This window comes from Humibacter ginsengisoli, assembly GCF_054780095.1.
In genome coordinates this window covers 1-20465 of record NZ_BAAGWZ010000002.1, presented here as the reverse complement: position 1 = coordinate 20465, position 20465 = coordinate 1, and the positions used below count along the sequence as shown (strand labels likewise).

Annotated in this window: 21 protein-coding genes; 17 read left to right on the top strand and 4 right to left on the bottom strand. The window is 67.9% G+C overall.

Annotated features, from left to right (window positions below):
• The first annotated feature begins 6 nt into the window (after positions 1–6).
• Positions 7–753 (top strand): 1-(5-phosphoribosyl)-5-[(5-phosphoribosylamino)methylideneamino] imidazole-4-carboxamide isomerase, encoded by a 747-nt coding sequence (gene priA, locus ACYVI5_RS02455; RefSeq protein ID WP_460531773.1) that lies wholly within the window; start codon positions 7–9, stop codon positions 751–753.
• On the top strand, positions 740–1534 hold the full coding sequence (locus tag ACYVI5_RS02450; RefSeq protein ID WP_460578846.1) for an SseB family protein: 795 nt from the start codon (positions 740–742) through the stop codon (positions 1532–1534). The genes priA and ACYVI5_RS02450 overlap by 14 nt, the downstream gene beginning before the upstream one ends.
• Positions 1535–1544: 10 nt before the next feature.
• On the opposite strand, the gene ACYVI5_RS02445 is transcribed toward ACYVI5_RS02450, so the two are convergent.
• The gene (locus tag ACYVI5_RS02445) at positions 1545–1934 is read right to left on the bottom strand and encodes a DUF1844 domain-containing protein (protein WP_460578845.1); all 390 of its coding nucleotides are present in this window, start codon (positions 1932–1934) and stop codon (positions 1545–1547) included.
• Between the two features lie 363 nt (positions 1935–2297).
• On the opposite strand from ACYVI5_RS02445, the gene infC reads away from it, so the two are divergent.
• The 4 genes from infC to ACYVI5_RS02425 all read left to right on the top strand — a co-directional run bounded on the left by infC (position 2298) and on the right by ACYVI5_RS02425 (position 4414).
• Positions 2298–2897: a translation initiation factor IF-3 gene (gene infC, locus ACYVI5_RS02440; RefSeq protein ID WP_440296035.1), complete on the top strand. Its 600-nt coding sequence runs from the start codon at positions 2298–2300 to the stop codon at positions 2895–2897.
• The gene (gene rpmI / locus ACYVI5_RS02435; protein WP_440296034.1) at positions 2897–3091 is read left to right on the top strand and encodes a 50S ribosomal protein L35; all 195 of its coding nucleotides are present in this window, start codon (positions 2897–2899) and stop codon (positions 3089–3091) included. The genes infC and rpmI overlap by 1 nt, the downstream gene beginning before the upstream one ends.
• Before the next feature lie 31 nt (positions 3092–3122).
• Positions 3123–3506 carry a 50S ribosomal protein L20 gene (gene rplT, locus ACYVI5_RS02430; RefSeq protein ID WP_460531782.1) on the top strand — a complete coding sequence of 128 codons (384 nt, stop codon included), beginning with the start codon at positions 3123–3125 and terminating at the stop codon, positions 3504–3506.
• Positions 3507–3613: 107 nt separating this feature from the next.
• Complete coding sequence (locus ACYVI5_RS02425) at positions 3614–4414, top strand: TrmH family RNA methyltransferase (protein ID WP_460531785.1); 801 nt, start codon at positions 3614–3616, stop codon at positions 4412–4414.
• Positions 4415–4423: 9 nt separating this feature from the next.
• On the opposite strand, the gene ACYVI5_RS02420 is transcribed toward ACYVI5_RS02425, so the two are convergent.
• On the bottom strand, positions 4424–5245 hold the full coding sequence (locus ACYVI5_RS02420) for a class I SAM-dependent DNA methyltransferase (RefSeq protein WP_460578844.1): 822 nt from the start codon (positions 5243–5245) through the stop codon (positions 4424–4426).
• Between the two features lie 71 nt (positions 5246–5316).
• Here ACYVI5_RS02420 and ACYVI5_RS02415 point away from each other — a divergent pair, with 71 nt between their 5' ends.
• The 10 genes from ACYVI5_RS02415 (at position 5317) to ACYVI5_RS02370 (ending at position 17278) form a co-directional block, all read left to right on the top strand.
• Complete coding sequence (locus ACYVI5_RS02415; RefSeq protein WP_460578843.1) at positions 5317–5928, top strand: TetR/AcrR family transcriptional regulator; 612 nt, start codon at positions 5317–5319, stop codon at positions 5926–5928.
• An 11-nt stretch (positions 5929–5939) separates the two neighbouring features.
• Positions 5940–6980: a phenylalanine--tRNA ligase subunit alpha gene (gene pheS / locus ACYVI5_RS02410; protein WP_460578842.1), complete on the top strand. Its 1041-nt coding sequence runs from the start codon at positions 5940–5942 to the stop codon at positions 6978–6980.
• The gene (pheT, locus tag ACYVI5_RS02405; RefSeq protein WP_460578841.1) at positions 6980–9496 is read left to right on the top strand and encodes a phenylalanine--tRNA ligase subunit beta; all 2517 of its coding nucleotides are present in this window, start codon (positions 6980–6982) and stop codon (positions 9494–9496) included. The genes pheS and pheT overlap by 1 nt, the downstream gene beginning before the upstream one ends.
• A gap of 253 nt (positions 9497–9749) precedes the next feature.
• Entirely contained in the window at positions 9750–10793 is a 1044-nt protein-coding gene (gene argC, locus ACYVI5_RS02400; protein ID WP_460578840.1) for an N-acetyl-gamma-glutamyl-phosphate reductase, read from the top strand.
• Complete coding sequence (gene argJ / locus ACYVI5_RS02395) at positions 10790–11947, top strand: bifunctional glutamate N-acetyltransferase/amino-acid acetyltransferase (protein WP_460578839.1); 1158 nt, start codon at positions 10790–10792, stop codon at positions 11945–11947. The genes argC and argJ overlap by 4 nt, the downstream gene beginning before the upstream one ends.
• On the top strand, positions 11947–12861 hold the full coding sequence (gene argB / locus ACYVI5_RS02390; protein WP_460578838.1) for an acetylglutamate kinase: 915 nt from the start codon (positions 11947–11949) through the stop codon (positions 12859–12861). The genes argJ and argB overlap by 1 nt, the downstream gene beginning before the upstream one ends.
• A 26-nt stretch (positions 12862–12887) precedes the next feature.
• On the top strand, positions 12888–14114 hold the full coding sequence (locus tag ACYVI5_RS02385; RefSeq protein ID WP_460579208.1) for an acetylornithine transaminase: 1227 nt from the start codon (positions 12888–12890) through the stop codon (positions 14112–14114).
• Positions 14115–14117: 3 nt separating this feature from the next.
• Positions 14118–15047 (top strand): ornithine carbamoyltransferase, encoded by a 930-nt coding sequence (argF, locus tag ACYVI5_RS02380; RefSeq protein WP_460578837.1) that lies wholly within the window; start codon positions 14118–14120, stop codon positions 15045–15047.
• A gap of 33 nt (positions 15048–15080) precedes the next feature.
• Positions 15081–16526: an argininosuccinate lyase gene (gene argH, locus ACYVI5_RS02375; protein WP_460578836.1), complete on the top strand. Its 1446-nt coding sequence runs from the start codon at positions 15081–15083 to the stop codon at positions 16524–16526.
• Between the two features lie 116 nt (positions 16527–16642).
• Positions 16643–17278 carry a DNA-3-methyladenine glycosylase gene (locus ACYVI5_RS02370; protein WP_460578835.1) on the top strand — a complete coding sequence of 212 codons (636 nt, stop codon included), beginning with the start codon at positions 16643–16645 and terminating at the stop codon, positions 17276–17278.
• 59 nt (positions 17279–17337) lie between these two features.
• On the opposite strand, the gene ACYVI5_RS02365 is transcribed toward ACYVI5_RS02370, so the two are convergent.
• Both ACYVI5_RS02365 and ACYVI5_RS02360 read right to left on the bottom strand, forming a co-directional pair.
• Positions 17338–17931, bottom strand: a complete 594-nt coding sequence (locus ACYVI5_RS02365) for a hypothetical protein (RefSeq protein WP_460578834.1) — start codon at positions 17929–17931, stop codon at positions 17338–17340.
• 1 nt (position 17932) lies between these two features.
• Positions 17933–18550: a DNA-binding protein gene (locus tag ACYVI5_RS02360; protein ID WP_460578833.1), complete on the bottom strand. Its 618-nt coding sequence runs from the start codon at positions 18548–18550 to the stop codon at positions 17933–17935.
• A gap of 107 nt (positions 18551–18657) precedes the next feature.
• On the opposite strand from ACYVI5_RS02360, the gene tyrS reads away from it, so the two are divergent.
• On the top strand, positions 18658–19956 hold the full coding sequence (gene tyrS / locus ACYVI5_RS02355) for a tyrosine--tRNA ligase (protein WP_460578832.1): 1299 nt from the start codon (positions 18658–18660) through the stop codon (positions 19954–19956).
• Positions 19957–20465: the final 509 nt, after the last annotated feature.

Genomic DNA, 20465 nt, shown 5'->3' with positions numbered 1-20465 from the left:
CCACTCATGAGCCCCATCAGCGACACCCCCGAACTCGTGCTGCTCCCGGCCGTCGACATCGCCGACGGGAAGGCGGTGCGGCTGACCCAGGGCGAAGCGGGAAGCGAGACCAGCTACGGAGACCCGGTCGATGCGGCGCAGGAGTGGGCGGAGCAGGGTGCCGAGTGGATTCATCTGGTCGACCTCGATGCGGCGTTCGGCCGCGGCCACAACCGTGACGTGCTCAAGGCGGTGATGCGATCGAGGCACGACGTGAAGATCGAGCTGTCGGGCGGCATCCGCGACGATGCTTCGCTGGAGCACGCGCTCGAGCTCGGGGCGAAGCGCGTGAATCTCGGCACCGCGGCGCTGGAGAACCCGCAGTGGGCATCCGATGTGATCTCGCGCTACGGCGAGGCGATCGCTGTCGGTCTCGACGTACGTGGAACCACCCTCGCGGCCCGCGGGTGGACGCAGGACGGCGGCGATCTCTGGGAGGTGCTCGCACAGCTCGAAGACGCCGGATGCGCGCGCTACGTCGTCACGGACGTCACCAAGGACGGCACCCTGCGCGGGCCGAACCTCGACCTTCTGCGTCAGGTCACGGCTCGCACGGACCGCCCGGTGGTCGCCTCCGGCGGAGTCTCCAGCCTGGACGACATCGTCGCCCTCCGGGAGCTCGTCCCGCTCGGCGTGGAGGGCGCGATCGTCGGAAAGGCGCTCTACTCCGGCGCTTTCACGCTTCCGGAGGCGCTGGACGTTGCCCGGCGCTGAGGGCTCCCGTCACCGCTTCGGCTCGACCGACCGGGCGGACTCGGCCGGTCTGCCGTGGGAAGGGCGCTCCTTCGAACAGGTGCAGGCGTCGAGCGACGACGGCTCGGCGGATCCGGCTCTGCTGACCGCCCTGACCGCGTTCGGGCAAGGAGCTGCCGGTCAGCGGGCCGTGGTCGATGCGCTTCGTTCCGCACGTCTGCTCGTGCCTCTGCTCGCCCACGCAGGGGATGTCGGCGAGACACCGGATGGACACCTCGTCGACAAGACGCAGGAGCTTTCGATCGCCACTGTGCGGGCGCCGGACGGCCGGGCGGTGCTGCCCGCGTTCTCGTCCGTGCAGACCATGACTGCGTGGAATGCGCTGGCCCGCCCCGTTCCCGCCGTCGGGCCGCGCGTCGCCTTGGCAGCGGCGAGCGAGCAGACGGAGCTCGTAGTGATCGACCCGACGGCTCCCACCGAGTTCGTGCTCCGCCGTCCCGTGGTGAAGGCGCTGGCCACGGGGGAGCCGTGGACGTCGCCGTGGCAGGACGACGACGTCTTCGCGGCCTTCACCGAGGCATCCCAGCACGAACCGGCGGTACAGGCAGTGGCGCTCTCGGCCGGCGACCCGACTGCCCGATTGCAGGGCGCCGAGGTCGTGGTGACGCTGACACTGCGCCCCGGTCTCGACCGGGATGCCCTCGACACCGTCGTGACGCGACTCACGTCGGCTTGGGCCGCCTCGGCACTCATCGCGGATCGCGTCGACTCGATGACCCTCCGCCTGCGTTCCGCAGACTGAGCGCAGCCGGTCAGTTCACCGGGCCGGTGTACTTCTCTCCCGGTCCCGAGCCGGGTGCATCCGGGATGGCGGATGTCTCGCGGAACGCAAGCTGCAGGCTCCGCAGGCCATCGCGCAGACTGCGCGCGTGCTGGTCGCCGATGTGCTGGGCGCTGGCCGTCACCAGACCGGCCAACGCGTCGATCAGCTTGCGTGCCTCGTCCAGGTCCGTCTGCGCATCCGGGTCGTCGGCGAGCCCGCACTTCACGGCGGCTGCGCTCATCAGGTGCACGGCCGTGGTGGTGATCACCTCGACGGCCGGCACATCCGCGATGTCGCGCGTTGCCTCTGCCAGCGCCGCAGCTTCGGCCTGCAGTGCGGCATCGCCTCCGTCGAATCGGTGGATGTGCTGATCGGACATGGGGCCTCCGCGGCAGGTGGACATGGTGAAGGGCATCGGCGGACGATTCGGCTCGCGACCCGGTTGTCTGCTAAGCTGTGTCGGGCTTTCGGAGCATCATGCCCCGAAAGGAAAAGTGGAGACTCTCCCACCCGCGATGACCGCTTCATCAGGTTACCGGGTCGTTACGCACTCCGCTTCGCGCGACGAAAGTCGCCGAGGCTGACGAAAAGGGTGCGGGATGCGCGGCCGTTCGCGAGTACGGATCGCACGTGTGTGAGACCTCTGCCGACCACCTGCGACGCCGTCGCGGGTGCCGTTCACAGCAATGTTCGATCAGAGGAGACACGCATCAGCGATCCCCGTACCAATGACCGTATCCGCGTGCCCGAGGTCCGCCTCGTCGGCCCCGGCGGAGAGCAGATCGGCGTCGTCAAGATCGAGGTCGCCATCCGTCTCGCGCAGGAAGCAGACATGGACCTCGTCGAGGTGGCTCCGAACTCGAAGCCTCCGGTGGCCAAGATCATGGATTACGGCAAGTTCAAGTACGAGGCTGCGCAGAAGGCCAAAGAGGCCAGGCGCAACCAGGCGAACACCGTGCTGAAAGAGGTGCGGTTCCGCCTCAAGATCGACAAACACGACTACGAGACGAAGCGCAAGCGCGCCGAGGGATTCCTCAAGTCCGGCGACAAGGTCAAGGCCATGATCCTGTTCCGCGGGCGCGAGCAGTCCCGGCCCGAGCAGGGCGTGCGCTTGCTGCAGCGGTTCGCCGAGGATGTCGCGGAGTTCGGTTCCGTGGAATCGACCCCGACCATCGACGGCCGCAACATGGTCATGGTCATCGGCCCGTTGAAGAACAAGTCGGAGGCCAAAGCCGAGGCCAACGCACAACGTGCCGCCAACCGGGCGCGCTCCCAGCAGCAGCGATCCGGCGAGACGGCCACCGAGGCGGAAACCGAATCCGCCACCGATGAGGAGAAATAATGCCCAAGCAGAAGACCCACTCCGGGGCCAAGAAGCGTTTCAAGCTCACCGGCAGCGGCAAGGTGATGAAGCAGCAGGCCGGCATGCGCCACCACCTGGAGCTCAAGACGAGCCGTCGTACGCGCCGCCTGAACCAGGACCAGGTGCTTCCGAACGTCGACGCCAAGGTCGCCAAGAAGCTCCTCGGCAAGTAAGCCGACACGACGCGTAAAGGAATTACGAACAATGGCAAGAGTGAAGAGGGCCGTCAACGCCCACAAGAAGCGTCGGGTCATCCTCGAGCGCGCCGAGGGCTACCGCGGCCAGCGGTCGCGCCTGTACCGCAAGGCGAAGGAGCAGGTCACCCACTCGCTGGTCTACAGCTACCGTGACCGTCGTGCCCGCAAGGGTGACTTCCGTCGTCTGTGGATCCAGCGCATCAACGCCGCGAGCCGCCAGAACGGCCTGACGTACAACCGCTTCATCCAGGGTCTGAACCTGGCCGGTGTCGAGGTGGACCGTCGCATCCTCGCAGAGCTGGCCGTGAACGAGCCCGCCACGTTCGCCGCGCTCGTCGAGACCGCGAAGAAGGCGCTGCCCGCTGACACCTCCGCCCCCAAGGCTGCGTAGGCAAGATTCAGGACGGCCCGACTCCCATGGGGAGTCGGGCCGTTCCGCATGTCCCGGGAAGGAGCGTCCGGCAACCTGCAAGCCCGGCCAACGGCTAGGCTGAGCGCGTGCTCGACAACCCCCGGTCGCCAAGGGTCCGTGCCGTCGCCAAACTCGCGAAGAAACCGGCGCGTGCCGACACCGGGACATTCTTGCTGGAGGGTCCGCAGGCGGCGCGCGAGGCGCTCGCGTGGCGTCCGGAGCTCGTGGTCGAGCTCTTCCTCACCGAGCACGCGCTGCGCAAGCACGATGACGTCGTCGCACTGGCCAGGCAGGCGGAGGTGCGTACGGAGCTCGTGGCTGAGCACGTGCTCGACGCGATGGCGGATACGGTCACGCCGCAGGGGTTCGTGGCAGTGTGCCGGCAGTTCCCGGTCTCCCTCGACGCGGTCTTCGACGCGTCACCACGACTGATCGCGGTGCTGGAAGAGGTGCGCGATCCGGGGAACGCGGGCACGATCATCCGTGCCGCGGACTCGGCGGGAGCGGATGCCGTCGTGTTCTCCGGCCACACCGTCGATCTCTACAACCCGAAGGTCGTCCGCTCGACGACGGGTTCGATCTTCCACGTGCCTGTGGCGGTGGCCGCCACCATCGACGCCGTGCTCGAGCAGGCCAAGACTGCGGGACTCCGCGTGCTCGCCGCCGACATGGCCGGCGATGACCTGCTGCTCGCGCGCGTGAGCGGCGAGCTCGCCGAGCCGACCGCATGGGTGTTCGGCAACGAGGCGCACGGGCTGTCCGACGAAGCCGTAGCCCTCGTCGATCGGGTGATCACGGTGCCCATCTACGGGCACGCCGAGTCGATGAATCTCGCGACCGCGGCGTCGGTGTGCCTGTACGAGTCGGCGTTCGCGCAGCGATCCTGACGAGCAGGCTCAGCCGTTCCGTACAGCTGTGACCACCATAGCGGCGTAGTCCATCGTGAACGACCCGCCGGCGACGTCGATCGCCTGGCCGATCTCGCGCAGCAGCGGATCGAGCCGCTCGGCGGGCAGCTGGTTGAACCCGCCAGAGGTCGGCAGCCCGTCCAGCCATTCGTTCCGGGTGTACTCCCGGCGCCAGTCGAATCGCCACTGCTCGGCCTTGCCGAATGCGCCGGAATCCCGGATGCCCGCACTCGCCTTGTCCAGCTGCGACGCGTATCCGGACAGCCCCGCCGAGATCCCCCTGGCGAACGGCGTGCCGGGCAGAGCGCGTGCGAGCGCGGCATCGAACGCAGCTCCGAGCTCCTGTGGGAACTGCATCACGTTCCAGAACACCGCAAGCCTTCCACCGGGCCGGAGCACGCTCCCGGCTTTTGCCGCGCCCGCGACGGGGTCGATCCAGTGCCACGTCTGTCCGGCGATGACGAGGTCGAAGTCGCGGCCGGCAGAGTTCCACTCTTCGAATTTCGCCACCTCGACGTCGAAGCCGCGTGCCCTGGCGAACTCGGCCATGCGGGCATCCACGTCCACTCCCGTGATGCGTGCGCCGCGGTCGCGAAACGGCAGAGCGGAGATGCCGGTGCCGATGCCGACGTCGAGCACGTCTGCCGCGTCAGAGACGGTAGGGGTTTCGGAAAGAACCCGGTCGGCCAATTCGCTCGGGTAGCGCGGGCGGGCGCGGTCGTAGGCCGCGGCGTGAGCACCGAACGACTCCGCCATGTCTCGCGCGTTATGGGATTCGGATGCCGTGAAGCGCTCGGGTAGAGTGACCATGCGCCCACTATAAGTGGGCACGTGGCCACTATCGAGCGCGATCGCGCTGAGCGAACGAGAGGACTGCCGTGGTGCCCACCGGAGTCGCCTTGCAGGATGCCCGCGCTCGCCTCTTCGACGCCGCGGACCGGGTCGTGCTCCGTGATGGCCCGAGTGGCCTGACCAGCCGCTCCGTGACCGAGGAGCTCGGCGTGGCGAAGGGCGTGCTTCATCGCCATTTCGCGGACTTCGACACGTTCCTGGCGGAGTGGGTGGAGCGCAAGACGGCCGGCCTCCGGAGCCTCGGCGGTGATCTCCGAGCCCGAGCCGGAACGTCGAGCGTGATGGAGAACCTGAGCGAAGCGTTGGTGCGTGTTTTCGATCCGCTCGGGCTGGCGGTCATCCGCATCGTCATCGCCCGGGACGCGGTGCGCGCCAGGCTGCGGGCATCCGGAGACCACCCCCTGTCGTATCTCGGCGAAGCGACGAGCATGCTCACGTCGTATCTCACTGAGGAGCGCGATCGTGGCCGCCTGGCGCCGCTCGCCGAGCCGCGGACACTCGCGCTCGCGCTGATGGGCTCCGGTCACCTTCTCTTCGCCGGAGAGCTCGGCGCCACGCCGTCTCGGGATGCCGTCGACAAGGTGGTCGCCTCGATCGTGGCGGGTGCGAAGCCGGGATTTCCGGCCCCGGGCCCTGCGTAGACTTGATCTTCGTGCCAGAACCCATCCAGATCACCGAATCCGCGGTGCGCTCGGCGGTCGAGGCGGCCCTGGCCGCGGTCGACGCAGCCTCCGGTGTCGCGGAACTCAAGGCGGCCCGCGCGGCGCACGCCGGCGAGCATTCGACGCTCGCCAGGCTCAACGCCGGGCTTCGCGATGTGCCCGCCGACCAGAAGGCCGCGCTCGGCAAGCTCGTCGGGCAGGCCAGGGGACGAGTGAACCAGGCGTTCGCCGCCAAGGAGACCGTGCTCGCCGAGGCGGAGAACGCCAAGCGGCTGGCGGAGGAAGCGCTGGACGTGACCGAGGTGGCCCTGCCCGGTCGTGCGGGGGCGAGGCATCCACTCTCCGTGCTGCAGGAGCGCATGACCGACATCTTCGTCGGCATGGGCTGGGAGGTGGCGGAGGGGCCGGAGCTGGAAAGCGAGTGGTTCAACTTCGACGCGCTCAACTTCGACGCCGATCACCCGGCGCGCGCCCTGCAGGACACGTTCTTCGTCGAGCCCCCTGAGGCGCACCTGGTGCTGCGCACGCACACCTCACCGGTGCAGGTTCGCGCGTTGCTCGAGCGGGAGCTGCCGGTCTATGTGGTCGCGCCGGGTCGCGTCTACCGCACCGACGAGCTCGACGCCACCCACACCCCCGTCTTCAGCCAGATCGAGGGCATCGCCGTCGATAAGGGCCTCACCATGGCGCACCTGCGCGGCACGCTCGAGCACTTCGCTCGCGCGATGTTCGGCGATGAAGCGAAGATCCGCCTGCGTCCCAACTACTTCCCGTTCACGGAGCCGAGCGCCGAGATGGACTTCTGGCAGCCCGGCGCGAAGGGCGGTGCCCGTTGGATCGAGTGGGGCGGCTGCGGCATGGTGAACCGCAACGTGCTGCGCTCCGCCGGCATCGATCCGGATGTCTACAGCGGCTTCGCTTTCGGCATGGGCATCGAGCGCGCGCTGCAGTTCCGCAACGGACTCGGCGACATGCGAGACATCGTCGAGGGAGACATTCGCTTCTCTCAGCAGTTCGGAATGGTGGTCTGATGCGCGTCCCCCTGAGTTGGCTCGCCGAGTACGTCGACGTCATCCCCGGCTCCACGCCAGAGGACGTGCACGCGGCGCTCGTCAAGGTAGGGCTCGAAGAGGAGGAGATCCACCGCTTCGACATCTCCGGACCGGTCGTCGTCGGCGAGGTGCTCGACTTCGTCGAAGAGCCGCAGACCAACGGCAAGACCATCCGCTGGTGCCAGGTGCGCGTGGCGGATGACGGCGAGCCGGCGGCGGACGGCGGAGACGCCGTGCATGGCATCGTTTGCGGCGCCCGCAACTTCCTCGTCGGCGACAAGGTCGTGGTGACGCTGCCGGGCTCCGTATTGCCAGGTCCCTTCCCGATCGCGGCGCGAAAGACCTACGGTCACGTCTCCGACGGCATGATCGCCTCCGCGCGCGAGCTCGGCCTCGGCGATGAGCACAGCGGCATCCTGCGTCTCGTGGAGCTCGGTATCGACGCCCCGGTGGGCACGGATGCCATCGCTCTGCTCGGCCTCGACGACACGTCCGTCGAGGTGAACGTCACCCCGGACCGCGGGTACGCGCTCTCCATCCGCGGCATCGCTCGCGAGTACGCGCACTCGACCGGTGCGGCGTTCCGTGACCCGGCGCTCGCGGTCGAGCCGGTGGACGCCGACGGCTTCCGGGTGACGATCGACGACGAGGCACCCATCCGCGGCCGCGTCGGGGCGAGCGTCTTCGTCACCAGGGTGGTGCGCGGGATCGACCCCGCTGCACCCACGCCGGCGTGGATGATCTCACGGCTCGTGCTGGCAGGCATCCGCTCCGTCTCGCTCATCGTCGATATCACGAACTATGTGATGGTGGAGCTCGGCCAGCCGATTCACGCCTACGACCTGGCCAGGCTGACCGGCGGCATCACGGTGCGTCGCGCGAAGCCGGGGGAGAGCATCCGGACCCTCGACGGGCAGACGCGAGCACTCGACCCGGAAGACCTGCTCATCACCGACGACTCCGGCCCGATCGGACTCGCGGGCGTCATGGGCGGTGCGAACACCGAGGTGAGCGAGACGACCACCGATGTGCTGGTCGAGGCCGCGAACTTCGATCCCGTCACGGTCGCCCGAAGCGCACGCAGGCACAAGCTGCCGAGCGAGGCGTCGCGAAGGTTCGAACGAGGCGTCGACCCGGACGTGGCGCGCGCCGCGGCCGCCCGCGTCGTGCAGCTGCTCGAGCAACTCGGCGGTGGCCAGGCCGACGGCCTCGGATCGACCCTGCACACGGTCGAGCTGCGCGAGCCGATCCTGCTCAGGAACGGCTTCGTCAGCGCCCTCGTCGGCGCCGAGTTCACCGACGAGGAAGTGCGTTCGTCGCTCGCCGAGATCGGCGGAGTCATCGAGCAGACGGAGGGCGGGCTCATCGTCACGCCGCCCAGCTGGCGTCCCGACCTGAACGACGAGTCCGACCTGGCGGAAGAGGTCGCCCGCATCGTCGGCTACGACCGCATCCCTTCCGTGCTTCCCGTCGCGCCGCCTGGCCGCGGCCTCACGCGCGTGCAGCAATTGCGCAGGCAGGCGGCGACCGCGCTCGCGGGAAGCGGCCTCACGGAGGTGCTCGTCTACCCGTTCGTCACACAGGCGCAGAACGACCTGTACGGCTCGGCGGATGGTGAGCCGGTGCCCTCGGTGTGCCTGGCCAACGCACTGGATGCGTCAGTGCCGTTCATGAGGGCGTCCCTGCTCCCAGGGCTGGTCGAGACGGCCAAGCGCAACCTGTCGCGTGGCCTGACCGATCTCGCCCTGTTCGAGATCGGCCTGGTGTTCCGTCCGGCCGGGCCGGTGCGTGGAACAGCGCAGTTGCCTCCTGGTGCAGTGCTTCCGGAGCCGAACGTTCTCGAGCAGCTGGCAGAGGGCATCCCGGCACAGCCGCGCATGGTCGCCGCGCTTTTCACAGGGGAATCGACGCCGAAGCAGCCCGGTCTCGCCGCCGTCGCGGCCGGCATCGCCGATGCCCTCGCAGCCGTGCGCACGCTGCAGACGGCGCTCGGCGTGCCGCTGACCGTGCGCCAGGGCTCCCACAAGGCGCTGCACCCGGGCCGTACGGCTGAGGTGCTTATGGGCGGCGAACCGATCGGGTACGCCGGTGAGCTGCTGCCGCAGGTGGCGGAAGATGCCGACCTGCCGCGTGTGGTCGCGGTGCTCGAGCTGAACCTCGACCGGATGCTCGCCGCGGCCGGCCGGGACATCGAGGTGACGCCCATCTCGACATTCCCGGCGGCGACGCAGGACCTCTCCCTGGTCGTCGACGCTGCAGTTCCCGCGGCGGATGTGCTGGCTGCGGTGGTCGAGGGCGCAGGCGAACTTCTCGAGCATGCGCACGTCGTGGACGACTATCGCGGACCGGGCGTGCCGGAGGGCACGAAGAGCCTGACGTTCGCGCTGCGCTTCCGTGCCCCGGATCGCACGCTCACAGCTGCCGAAGCAAGCGAGGCCAAGCTTGCCGGAGCTCGTGTGGCCGGTGAGCGCTTCAGTGCGACTGTCAGGGAGTAGTACACGCGGGCGAGCAACCGGGTGTGACGGGGCGGAAGCCTCGATTCGTCGACCCAGTCGGATGCCCGCTATGCTGGCTCGCATGTCTCACGCTCGGCGCACCGCGATCGCACAGGTCTTCTCGACCCGTGCCCTGCGCCGACGTCTGGACGCGCGCCGAGGCTAGGCGACGCGTACGTGCCCGCGCTCCAGCGCGGACTCACCGTGGGCGTCGCCGTGCCGACCACCGTTCCACGACTCTTAAGGTAGAGACATGTCCTATTCGGTTGCCGTAGCAGGCGCCTCGGGCTACGCGGGGGGAGAGCTCCTCCGCATCCTGGCCGATCATCCCTCGTTCGACATTCGCACCGTGACCGCGGGCTCCAACGCCGGGTCACCGCTCATCGACCACCAGCCGCACCTTCGTTCCCTCGTTCACCTCACGCTGCAGGAGACGGATGCCGCGACTCTCGCCGGTCACGACGTCGTTTTCCTCGCTCTGCCGCACGGAGCATCCGGTTCCATCAGCGCCCAGCTCGGCGACGACGTGCTCGTCGTGGACTGCGGTGCCGATCACCGGCTGACGTCCGAGGAGGACTGGAACGCGTTCTACGGCGGCGACTACGCAGGCGCCTGGGCGTACGGCGTGCCGGAGCTGCCCACCGTCGACGGCAAGCAGCGGGATGCCCTCGCCGGGGTGAAGCGCATCGCCGCGCCCGGCTGCAACGCGAGTTCCGTGTCACTCGCCATCGCTCCGGGAGTGGCTGCCGGGATCATCGACGAGACCGGAATCGTGGCCGTGCTCGCCGTGGGCCCGAGCGGTGCGGGGAAGAGTCTCAAGACCACCTACCTCGCCTCCGAGCTGCTCGGCAACGCCGTCCCTTACGGCGTCGGCGGAACGCACCGTCACATCCCGGAGATCCTGCAGAACCTCCGCCTCGCGGGAGCGTCGAACCCGGCCATCTCGTTCACGCCGGTGCTCGTGCCCATGGCGCGGGGCATACTGGCGACCGTCTCGGCGCCGTTGAAGCCCGGCGTCTCGGTTGACGAGGTGCGCTCGGCCTGGAACGACGCCTACGCGGGGGAGCCGTTCGTGCAGGTGCTTCCCGCAGGCAAGTTCCCGCGCACGTCCGACGTGCTGGGAGCCAACACAGCGCTCATCGGCATCGCGGTCGACTCTGCGGCGAACCGCGTCGTGTCCATCGTCGCCGTCGACAACCTGGCGAAGGGCACGGCGGGTGCCGCCATCCAGTGCGCGAACATCGCGCTCGGTCTGCCGGAGACCACCGGCCTCAGCGTGAACGGAGTCGCACCGTGAGCATCACGGCACCCGCAGGATTCGCCGCGTCAGGTGTCGCCGCGGGACTGAAGACGAGCGGCGGACTCGACCTGGCGCTCGTGCACAACCTGGGCCCTCTGCAGAACGCGGCGGCTGTGTTCACCTCGAACCGGTGCAAGGCCAACCCGGTGCTCTGGAGCGAACGCGCTGCCGCCGACGGGGTCGTGTCCGCCGTCGTGCTCAACTCCGGCGGCGCGAACTGCTACACGGGCTCAGAGGGATTCCAGACCTCGCACGCCACGGCAGAAGCGGTGGCGGAACACCTCGGCGTGTCCGCCGGTGACGTGGTTGTGTGCTCGACCGGGCTCATCGGCGACCAGCTGAATCGCACGGCGGTGACCGAGGGGGTCGGTGCTGCCGCAGCGTCTCTCGACGAGAGCGAAGCCGGTGGTCTCGCCGCCGCGCAGGCGATCATGACGACCGACACGCATCCGAAGCAGGCCATCGTGGCGGGCGACGGGTGGTCGATCGGCGGCATGGCGAAGGGTGCGGGGATGCTCGCACCAGGGCTCGCCACCATGCTCGTCGTGATCACCACGGACGCCGCCCTGGACTCGGGCGTGCTCGACGCATCCCTCCGCGCCGCCACCCGTGTGACGTTCGATCGGCTCGACTCCGACGGATGCATGTCCACGAACGACACCGTCGTCCTGATGGCATCGGGAGCGTCGGGAGCCACCCCGACCGCGGACGAGTTCGCGCTCGCGCTCACCGATCTCTGCCACGACCTGGCGCTGCAACTTCAGGGTGACGCCGAGGGTGCCTCGCACGACATCGCGATCGAGGTCGTGCACGCGGCGACGGACGACGACGCGGTGAAGGTCGCGCGAGCCGTCTCTCGCAGCAACCTGTTCAAGGCCGCCATCTTCGGCCAGGACCCGAACTGGGGCAGGGTGCTCGCAGCGGTCGGAACGACCGACGCACAGTTCGACCCGTACGGGATCGACGTGAAGATCAACGGCGTCCAGGTGTGCACGGCGGGAGAGCCCGACCAGCCGCGAGACCTCGTGGATCTCAGCCCCCGCGCCACCTCGATCGTCATCGATCTGCACGCCGGCGACGTCTCGGCGACCATCCGCACCAACGACCTCACGCACGACTACGTGCACGAGAACAGCGCCTACTCCAGCTGATGACCGATCCCGCGAACACCGAACCCCAGCCGCTCCCGCTCATCGCGCACCACAGCACCAAGGCGGCAGTCCTCATCGAGGCGCTTCCCTGGCTGAAGGCCTTCCACGGCGAGACGATCGTGATCAAGTTCGGCGGCAACGCCATGGTGGACGACACACTCGTGCGCGCGTTCGCCGATGACATCGCGTTCCTGCGGTACGCCGGCATTCGTCCTGTCGTCGTGCACGGCGGGGGACCGCAGATCTCCGCCATGCTCGACCGGCTCGGCATCGTCAGCGAATTCCGCGGCGGCTACCGGGTGACGACGCCAGAGACGATGGATGTCGTCCGCATGGTCCTCACCGGCCAGATCAGCCGCGACATCGTCGGCCACATCAACCGGCACGGTGCGCTCGCCTCCGGGATGTCGGGGGAAGACGCCCGGCTCTTCGAGGGCCGGGTGCGTACAGAACTCATCGATGGCGAGGCGGTCGACCTCGGACTGGTGGGCGACGTCATCGGGGTCAATCCTGAGGGCGTGCTGGCCGAACTGCACGCCGGCCGCGTGCCCGTGGTCTCGTCGATCGCGCTGGACGCCGACGTCCCCGGGCGCACGCTGAACGTCAACGCGGATGCCGCGGCATCCGCGCTCGCCATAGCGCTCGGCGCGGCGAAGCTGGTGATCCTCACCAACGTTCCCGGCCTCTACCGAGACTGGCCGGACCGCGACTCGCTCATCTCATCCATCACCCCCGTCGAGTTGCGCGAGCTGCTGCCGTCGCTCGATGCCGGGATGATTCCCAAGATGACCGCATGCCTGCACGCCGTCGAGGGCGGGGTGCCGAAGGCTGCCGTCATCGACGGCCGAGACGAGCACTCGCTCCTCTTCGAACTCTTCACCACCAGCGGCAGCGGAACGGAGGTGACCGCGTGACGGCCACGACAAGCCCGGCCCCGACCATGCAAGCCGGCACAACCCAGCATTGGCACGAGACCTTCGGCGAGGTGATGATGGGTTCGCTCGCCGTGCCCGCCGTCATGCTCGATCACGGCCGAGGCGCCTACGTGTGGGATGTCGACGGCAAGGAGTATCTGGACTTCCTCGCCGGTATCGCGGTGAACGCTCTGGGACACGCGCATCCAGTGCTGCTCGACGCGCTCGCCACGCAGGCGGCGAAGCTCGTCCACGTCTCGAACTACTTCGCCACGCCGCCGCAGGTCGCGCTGGCCGAGAGGCTGCTGCGCATCACCGGCGCAGGCACGTACGGCCGCGTCTACTTCTGCAACTCAGGCACCGAGGCGAACGAGGCCGCGTTCAAGCTGGCGCGGCTCAACTCGACCGGGCCGCGCACGCGCATCCTCGCACTGCAGAACGGGTTCCACGGCAGAACGATGGGCTCGCTCGCGCTCACCGGCAAGCCGGACATGCGCGAGCCCTTCGAACCGATGGTGCCCGGCGTCGAGCACATCGAATCGACGATCGCTGCGCTGGAAGCAGCTCTGGACGACACGGTCGCTGCGCTCTTCGTGGAGCCGATCAAGGGCGAGGCCGGTGTCATCGACCTTCCCGACGGATATGTGGCGGCCGCTCGAGAGCTCACGCAGCGGCACGGCGCGCTGCTGATCCTCGACGAGATCCAGACCGGGATCGGCCGCACCGGCGAGTGGTTCGGCTACCAGCACGCCGGCATCGTCCCCGACGCGATCACCATCGCCAAGGGAATGGCCGGCGGCGTCCCGATCGGTGCCCTCGTGACGTTCGGGCAGGCATCCGGCCTGTTCACGCGCGGCCAGCACGGCAGCACCTTCGGTGGAAACCCGCTAGCCACGGCCGTCGCCGGCGCCGTGCTCGAGGAGATCGAGCGCTCCGGTCTGGTCGAGAACGCCAAGCGTCGGGGGGCTGAGCTGCGGCAGGTCGTGGCGTCGATCGGCTCTCCACTCATCGCCGAACTCAGGGGAGAGGGACTTCTCATCGGAGTCGGCTTGTCCGAACCGCTGGCCGACCAACTCACGGCGGCGGCGCTGCGCAATGGCCTGATCGTCAACGCGCCCAACGAGTCGAGCATCCGGCTCGCCCCGCCCCTGATCATCGGTGATGACGAGGTCGCCGAATTCGACCGGCGTTTCCGCGCAGCACTCGCCGAACTCGAACAGCGTCCGCTCGACCACCAGCAACAGGGAGCCTGAACCGTGACCCGCCATTTTCTGCGCGACGACGATCTGACCGCCGGGGAGCAGTCCGAGATCCTCGACCTCGCCGTGCGCATCCGAGAGGACCGCTGGGGGCGCAAGCCGCTGGCGGGTCCGCAGACCGTTGCGGTGATCTTCGACAAATCGTCCACTCGCACTCGGGTCTCGTTCGCCGTCGGCATCGCCGATCTCGGCGGAACTCCGCTCATCATCAGCACCGCGAACAGCCAGCTGGGCGGCAAAGAGACGCCGTCCGATACGGCTCGCGTGCTCGAGCGCATGGTGTCGGCGATCGTCTGGCGCACCTACGCGCAATCCGGTCTCGAGGAAATGGCGGCGGGCACGACGGTTCCCGTGATCAACGCCCTCTCCGACGACTTCCACCCGTGCCAGTTGCTCGCCGACCTGCTCACGATCAGGGATGCCTTCGGCTCACTCTCCGGGCTCACGGTCGCGTTCCTCGGCGACGGGGCGAGCAACATGGCGCAGTCCTACCTGCTCGCCGGGGCGATCGCGGGCATGAACATCCGCGTGGCTTCTCCCGACGAGTTCGCGCCGCACGACGAGGTGGTCTCCGACGCGGATGCCCTCGCCTCCGCCACCGGCGGCTCCGTGACCCTCTACACGGATCCGTTCGAGGCAGCTGCCGGAGCCGATGTCATCGTCACGGACACCTGGGTCTCGATGGGCAAAGAAGAAGAGAAGGCGCACCGCATCGCTGCGATGGGAAGCTACAAGGTGACGCCAGAGCTGATGGCTCTGGCGAAGCCGAACGCGATCTTCCTGCACTGTCTGCCGGCCGACCGCGGCTACGAGGTGGATCCAGAGGTCATCGACGGACCGCAGAGCGCTATCTGGCAGGAGGCGGAGAACCGCTTGCACGCGCAGAAGGCGCTCCTGGTCTGGCTGCTGGAGAAGAACGCGGCATGAAGGCTACGGCCAGCGATGCGAGAGGTGCAAGACATGCCTGACGAGCCGAACGGCAACAGGGCGGGGGAGGCCGGCGCGCTCTGGGGTGGGCGGTTCGCCGGCGGCCCCTCACCGGAACTGACCGAGCTCAGCCGGTCCACGCAGTTCGACTGGCGTCTGGCCGAGTACGACATCGCCGGGTCGAAGGCGCACGCGAAAGCGCTGGCCGCCGCCGGGTACCTGACTGCCGACGAGTTGACGGCGATGACGGATGCCCTCGACGTGCTGCTCGAGGACGTGACCTCCGGAGCTTTCGGCGCTCAGGCATCCGATGAAGACGTGCACTCCGCCCTGGAGCGAGGTCTCGTCGAACGGGCCGGCACCGAACTTGGTGGCAAGCTCCGTGCGGGCCGCAGCCGCAACGACCAGATCGCGACGCTCGCGCGGCTCTTCCTGCGCGACCACTCCGAGAAGCTCGCGCGACTGGTGCTCGACTTGATCGACGCCCTGGCATCGCAGGCCGAGGCGAACCCCGATGCGGTCATGCCGGGCCGCACGCATCTCCAGCACGCTCAGCCGGTGCTGCTCGCCCACCATCTGCTGGCGCACTGCTGGCCCCTCGTGCGCGACCTCGAGCGCATCCGCGACTGGCGCATCCGCTCGGATGCCTCGCCCTACGGCTCAGGTGCCCTCGCCGGCAACACGCTCGGCCTCGACGCCGCGCTGGTCGCCTCAGAGCTAGGGTTCTCCACGGTCGTCGAGAACTCGATCGACGGAACCGCCTCGAGGGATCTTGTGGCCGAGTTCGCCTACATCACGGCTCAGCTGGGAGTGGATGTCTCACGTTTCGCCGAGGAGATCATCCTCTGGAACACGAGGGAGTTCGGCTTCGTCACGCTCAGCGACTCGTACTCGACGGGGTCGTCGATCATGCCGCAGAAGAAGAACCCCGACATCGCGGAACTCGCCCGCGGCAAGGCGGGCCGGCTGATCGGCAACCTCAGCGGTCTGCTCGCAACGCTCAAAGGTCTTCCTCTCGCGTACAACCGCGACCTGCAGGAAGACAAGGAACCCGTGTTCGACTCGGTCGACACACTCGAGGTGCTGCTTCCCGCCTTCACCGGCATGGTCGCCACGCTCCGCTTCCACACGGAACGGATGCGCGAGCTCGCCCCTCAGGGTTACTCCCTGGCCACCGACGTGGCCGAGTGGCTCGTCAAGCAGCACGTGCCGTTCCGGGACGCCCACGAGATCACCGGCAGGCTGGTCGCCCATGCCGAATCGCACGGACTCGAACTCGATGAGGTGGATGACACCGCACTGGTTGCGATCTCGCCGCACCTGACGCCCGAGGTAGGCGAGGTGCTGACCGTCGAAGGTTCCGTCGCCTCCCGCGACGGCGTAGGCGGAACCGCGGCCGTCCGCGTCGCCGAGCAGCGCACCCACCTCACCGAGCGGGTTCGCATCCTCTCCGAATCGCTGTTCGGCGGTGGAGTCTGATGGCCAGACGGAGGCAGCGGCTGACGACGGCGATCGCGGTGGTCGCCGCGGCGGTCGTGATCCTGGCGATCGTCGCCACGCTGGTCATCGGCGGCCGGCTCTTCTAGCGCTCAGGCATGCACGTTCCCGACAGGTCGTTCTTCGAACGCAGTTCTCTTGACGTGGCACCGGAGCTCCTCGGTGCCCATCTCACGCACATCACCGACGACGGCCCGGTGACGTTGCGGCTGACCGAGGTAGAGGCGTACCTGGGCGACGGAACGGACCCCGGCTCGCACGCGTTCCGCGGAAAGACGCCGCGGAACGCCGTCATGTTCGGTCCGCCCGGGCACGTGTACGCGTACTTCACCTACGGCATGCACACCTGCGCCAACCTGGTGTGCTCGCCGGAGGGCCGGGCTTCGGCGGTGCTGCTGCGCGGTGCCGAGGTGATCGTCGGCGAGGAGCTGGCCTGGCGACGTCGTGGGTCGAAGGCGCCGCATCGCGACCTGGCGCGCGGACCGGCGCGGCTCACGGTGGCTGCAGGCATCCGGCTGGATGAGAACGGCTCCGACGCCTTCGAACCACCATTCGCCATCGAGATCCCCGACACTCCGGTTACGCCGTTCGCTACCGGGCCTCGCACGGGCATCAGCGGACCGGGCGGCGACGAGGCGCTGTATCCCTGGCGCTTCTGGATTCCGGGTGACCCGTCGGTATCGCCCTACAAACGCCACGCTCGCGCTAAGTCGTCCGGCCACCCTGCGGGGTGAGCTTCCGACGGAGGCGGCGCCACCCGAACCGAGCCGCAAGCCCCTCCGAGATGCGCTTCTCAGACCCCGATCGCGAACCGGAACAACGCGCCGCATGCCGCTGCCCACACGAGGCTCACCAGCGTGCCGATGATGAACCGCTCCCGCACCTCCGCGACGTCCAGCTCCGTGAACCGCCCGACGCTCTTGATGGCGATCACCGCAGCGATCGCCTCCGGAAAGCCGGCCATGATGCTCGCCGTCGTCGCGATCCGCTCGAACACTCCGATCACTGTGCCGCCACGCAGCACTTCGCCGCGCACGACCTCGCCATCGGGCACCGTGCGTTCCACGACGATGCCGCCGTGGCTTCCCTCGCGCATGCTGCCTCTCGAAGCGACCGCGAGCACGAAGAGCGTGGCCGGACCGCCGCCGAGCACGCTGAGCGACAGAACCGCGAGGCCCAGCACCACGCTGTACGCCGGAAGCGGCTTCCCGTGGGGCAGCACGACGGCGATCATGCAGACAACGATCGCTGCCGCAGCGGCGATCACGAGCCACCGCCGCGGGGTTTTCAGCGTCACGGCCGCTGCGGCGACGCCGAGCCCGACAACCACGATCACGAATGCCCAGTAGACGGTGGTCAGAACCGGGTATATCAGGGGAAAGGGCATCTCACTCTCCTTCGGCGGAGCGCCGGTCGAGGTCCTGCATCAGCCTAGTGAGCGCGGGCACCGCGGCCGCTTCGGGATGGATGCCTGCAGCCCGCGCCCGCGAGCTCACGGCCGGCTCGCTGACGCTCAGCCGTGTCGCCGCGTCTCGTTGAGTGAGCCCCTGTCGCATCAGGTCGTAGAGTTCCCACCCTGCGTCGCTGCGTCTGACACGCACAGCCAGGAGCAGATCGACCAGGGCCTCGATATCGGATGCCCGCTCTTCCTCTGTCGGGCCCCCCGATCGCAACGCGAACCGCGTCGCGCGCTTCTTCGCCGTGTCGACGGCTTCACGCGCGGCGTAGAACGCCGGTCCGGTCGCCGCTCGTGCTTCGGCCGGCAACGGCTCCCGCACCTGGCCGCATCCGATGCCTACGCTCCATTCGCCCGTGCGTGTCAGGTCGAGCGCGATGCCGAGTGCCGCGCCCGCGTCCGCGGTCAGCGTTTGCACCTCGTCGCCGGCATTGCGGTCGACTCCCAGCGGGAGTTTGTCTCCGAACATCTCCTCGAGCCGACGCTGTGTCTCGTCCACGACATCCGGTTCAGTGCGGCTGTTCACCTGATCCGCTGTGATGACGAACACGGTGCCTCCTGATACAAGATAAGGCTGCAAGCTTAACCCATATTGACTTAAGCCTCAAGCATTCACCTCCGACAGTGTAAGCCGTCAGGCGTTGCTACTGTTGTGGCGTGCCAGCCGACGTCCTCTCCAACCAGAGCAACGACCCGAGTTTCGACGATATCTGGGACGAGCTCGTCTGGCGCGGACACGTCCACGTCTCGACCGATCCCGTGGCGCTGCGCGAGGCGCTGACCAGGGGGCCCATCACCTATTACTGCGGCTTCGATCCAACGGCCGCGAGCCTGCATCTCGGCAATCTCGTGCAACTCATCGTCATGCGCAGGCTTCAGCTGGCCGGCCACAAGCCACTGGGGCTGGTCGGCGGGTCGACGGGTCTCATCGGGGATCCGCGTCCTTCCGCGGAACGCACACTCAACACAAAGGAGACGGTCTCCCAGTGGGTCGGAAAACTTCAGGCCCAGGTGTCGCGCTTCCTCAGTGACGAGGGGGAGACCGCGGTGCGTCTCGTGAACAACCTGGACTGGACGGCGCCGTTGTCGGCAATCGACTTCCTCCGCGATGTCGGAAAGCACTACCGGGTCGGCACCATGCTCAAGAAGGACGCCGTCGCCGCGCGCCTCAACTCCGACGCCGGCATCAGCTACACCGAGTTCAGCTATCAGATCCTGCAGGGCTATGACTACCTGGAGCTCTACCGCCAGTACGGCTGCGTGCTCCAGACCGGCGGAAGCGATCAGTGGGGCAATCTCACCAGTGGCACCGACCTGATCCATCGCGTCGAGGGTGTCAGCGTGCATGCGATCGGCACCCCGCTGGTGACCAACAGCGACGGGACCAAGTTCGGCAAGAGCGAAGGGAACGCGGTCTGGCTCGATCCGGCCATGACCAGTCCGTACGCGTTCTACCAGTTCTGGCTCAACACGCTCGACGCCGACGCCATCGACCGGCTCAAGGTCTTCACATTCCTGCCGCGACACGAGATCGAGCGACTGGAACAGGCCGTCGCCGACGAGCCGTACAAGCGAGAGGCGCAGCGCACGCTGGCCAGAGAGGTAACGACTCTTGTGCACGGTGCCGTAGCCACTGAGGCCGTCATCTCCGCGGCAGAAGCACTGTTCGGCAACGGCGACCTCGAAGCGGCGGATGCCACCACTCTCGAGGCAGCGCTCCGCGAGCTTCCCAACACGACGACCTCTCCGCATGCACCGATCGCCCAGTTGCTGGTCGACACTGGGCTCACGTCGAGTCTGTCCGAGGCCCGCAGAGCGATAGCGCAGGGCGGCGTCTACGTGAACAACACCAAGGTGGACGATGCGGCGGCGACCGTCGCGAGCAACGTACTCCCGAGCGGCGTCGCCGTGCTCCGCAGGGGCAAGAAGACGCTTGCCGGCGTCTTCGTCGAGTGATCCCGCACGTGCGGATGCCCGGCGACACGCCCGGTACGCACTGCGATTTGCGTCTCCCCGCGGGCGGCACGTACAGTAAACATCTGTCGCCCAAAGGCGCGGAACGCTCCCAGAGCAACCCGCCTCAAGAGGGACAGTCCTCAGCCGAAGAGCTACTCCTGTTGCAGGAGAGAACCACTGGCTTGTAGGATGAAAAGCCCACCTCGAAGAGTTGGTTGTCAAACCAGCTCGCCGGTGTTTCGGCGTGTTCATGCGCCTGGCACGAGCGGTTCGTCAAGTTGACAATCGCGTCGAAGGTGGTAAGGTAGGAAAGTTGCCTCGGGGAGAGGGTCGCGAGACCTGAAACCGAGAGTGTCCGATCCTTGAGAACTCAACAGCGTGCACAATGTCATATGCCAATTAACCTCGTCACTGGCATCGGCCTTTTTGGTTGGTGTTGGGTGTTGGGATTCCTTTGGATTAGATATTTTTGAATGTCAGTTTGATATTCGATTCTAGTCAGATCAGCT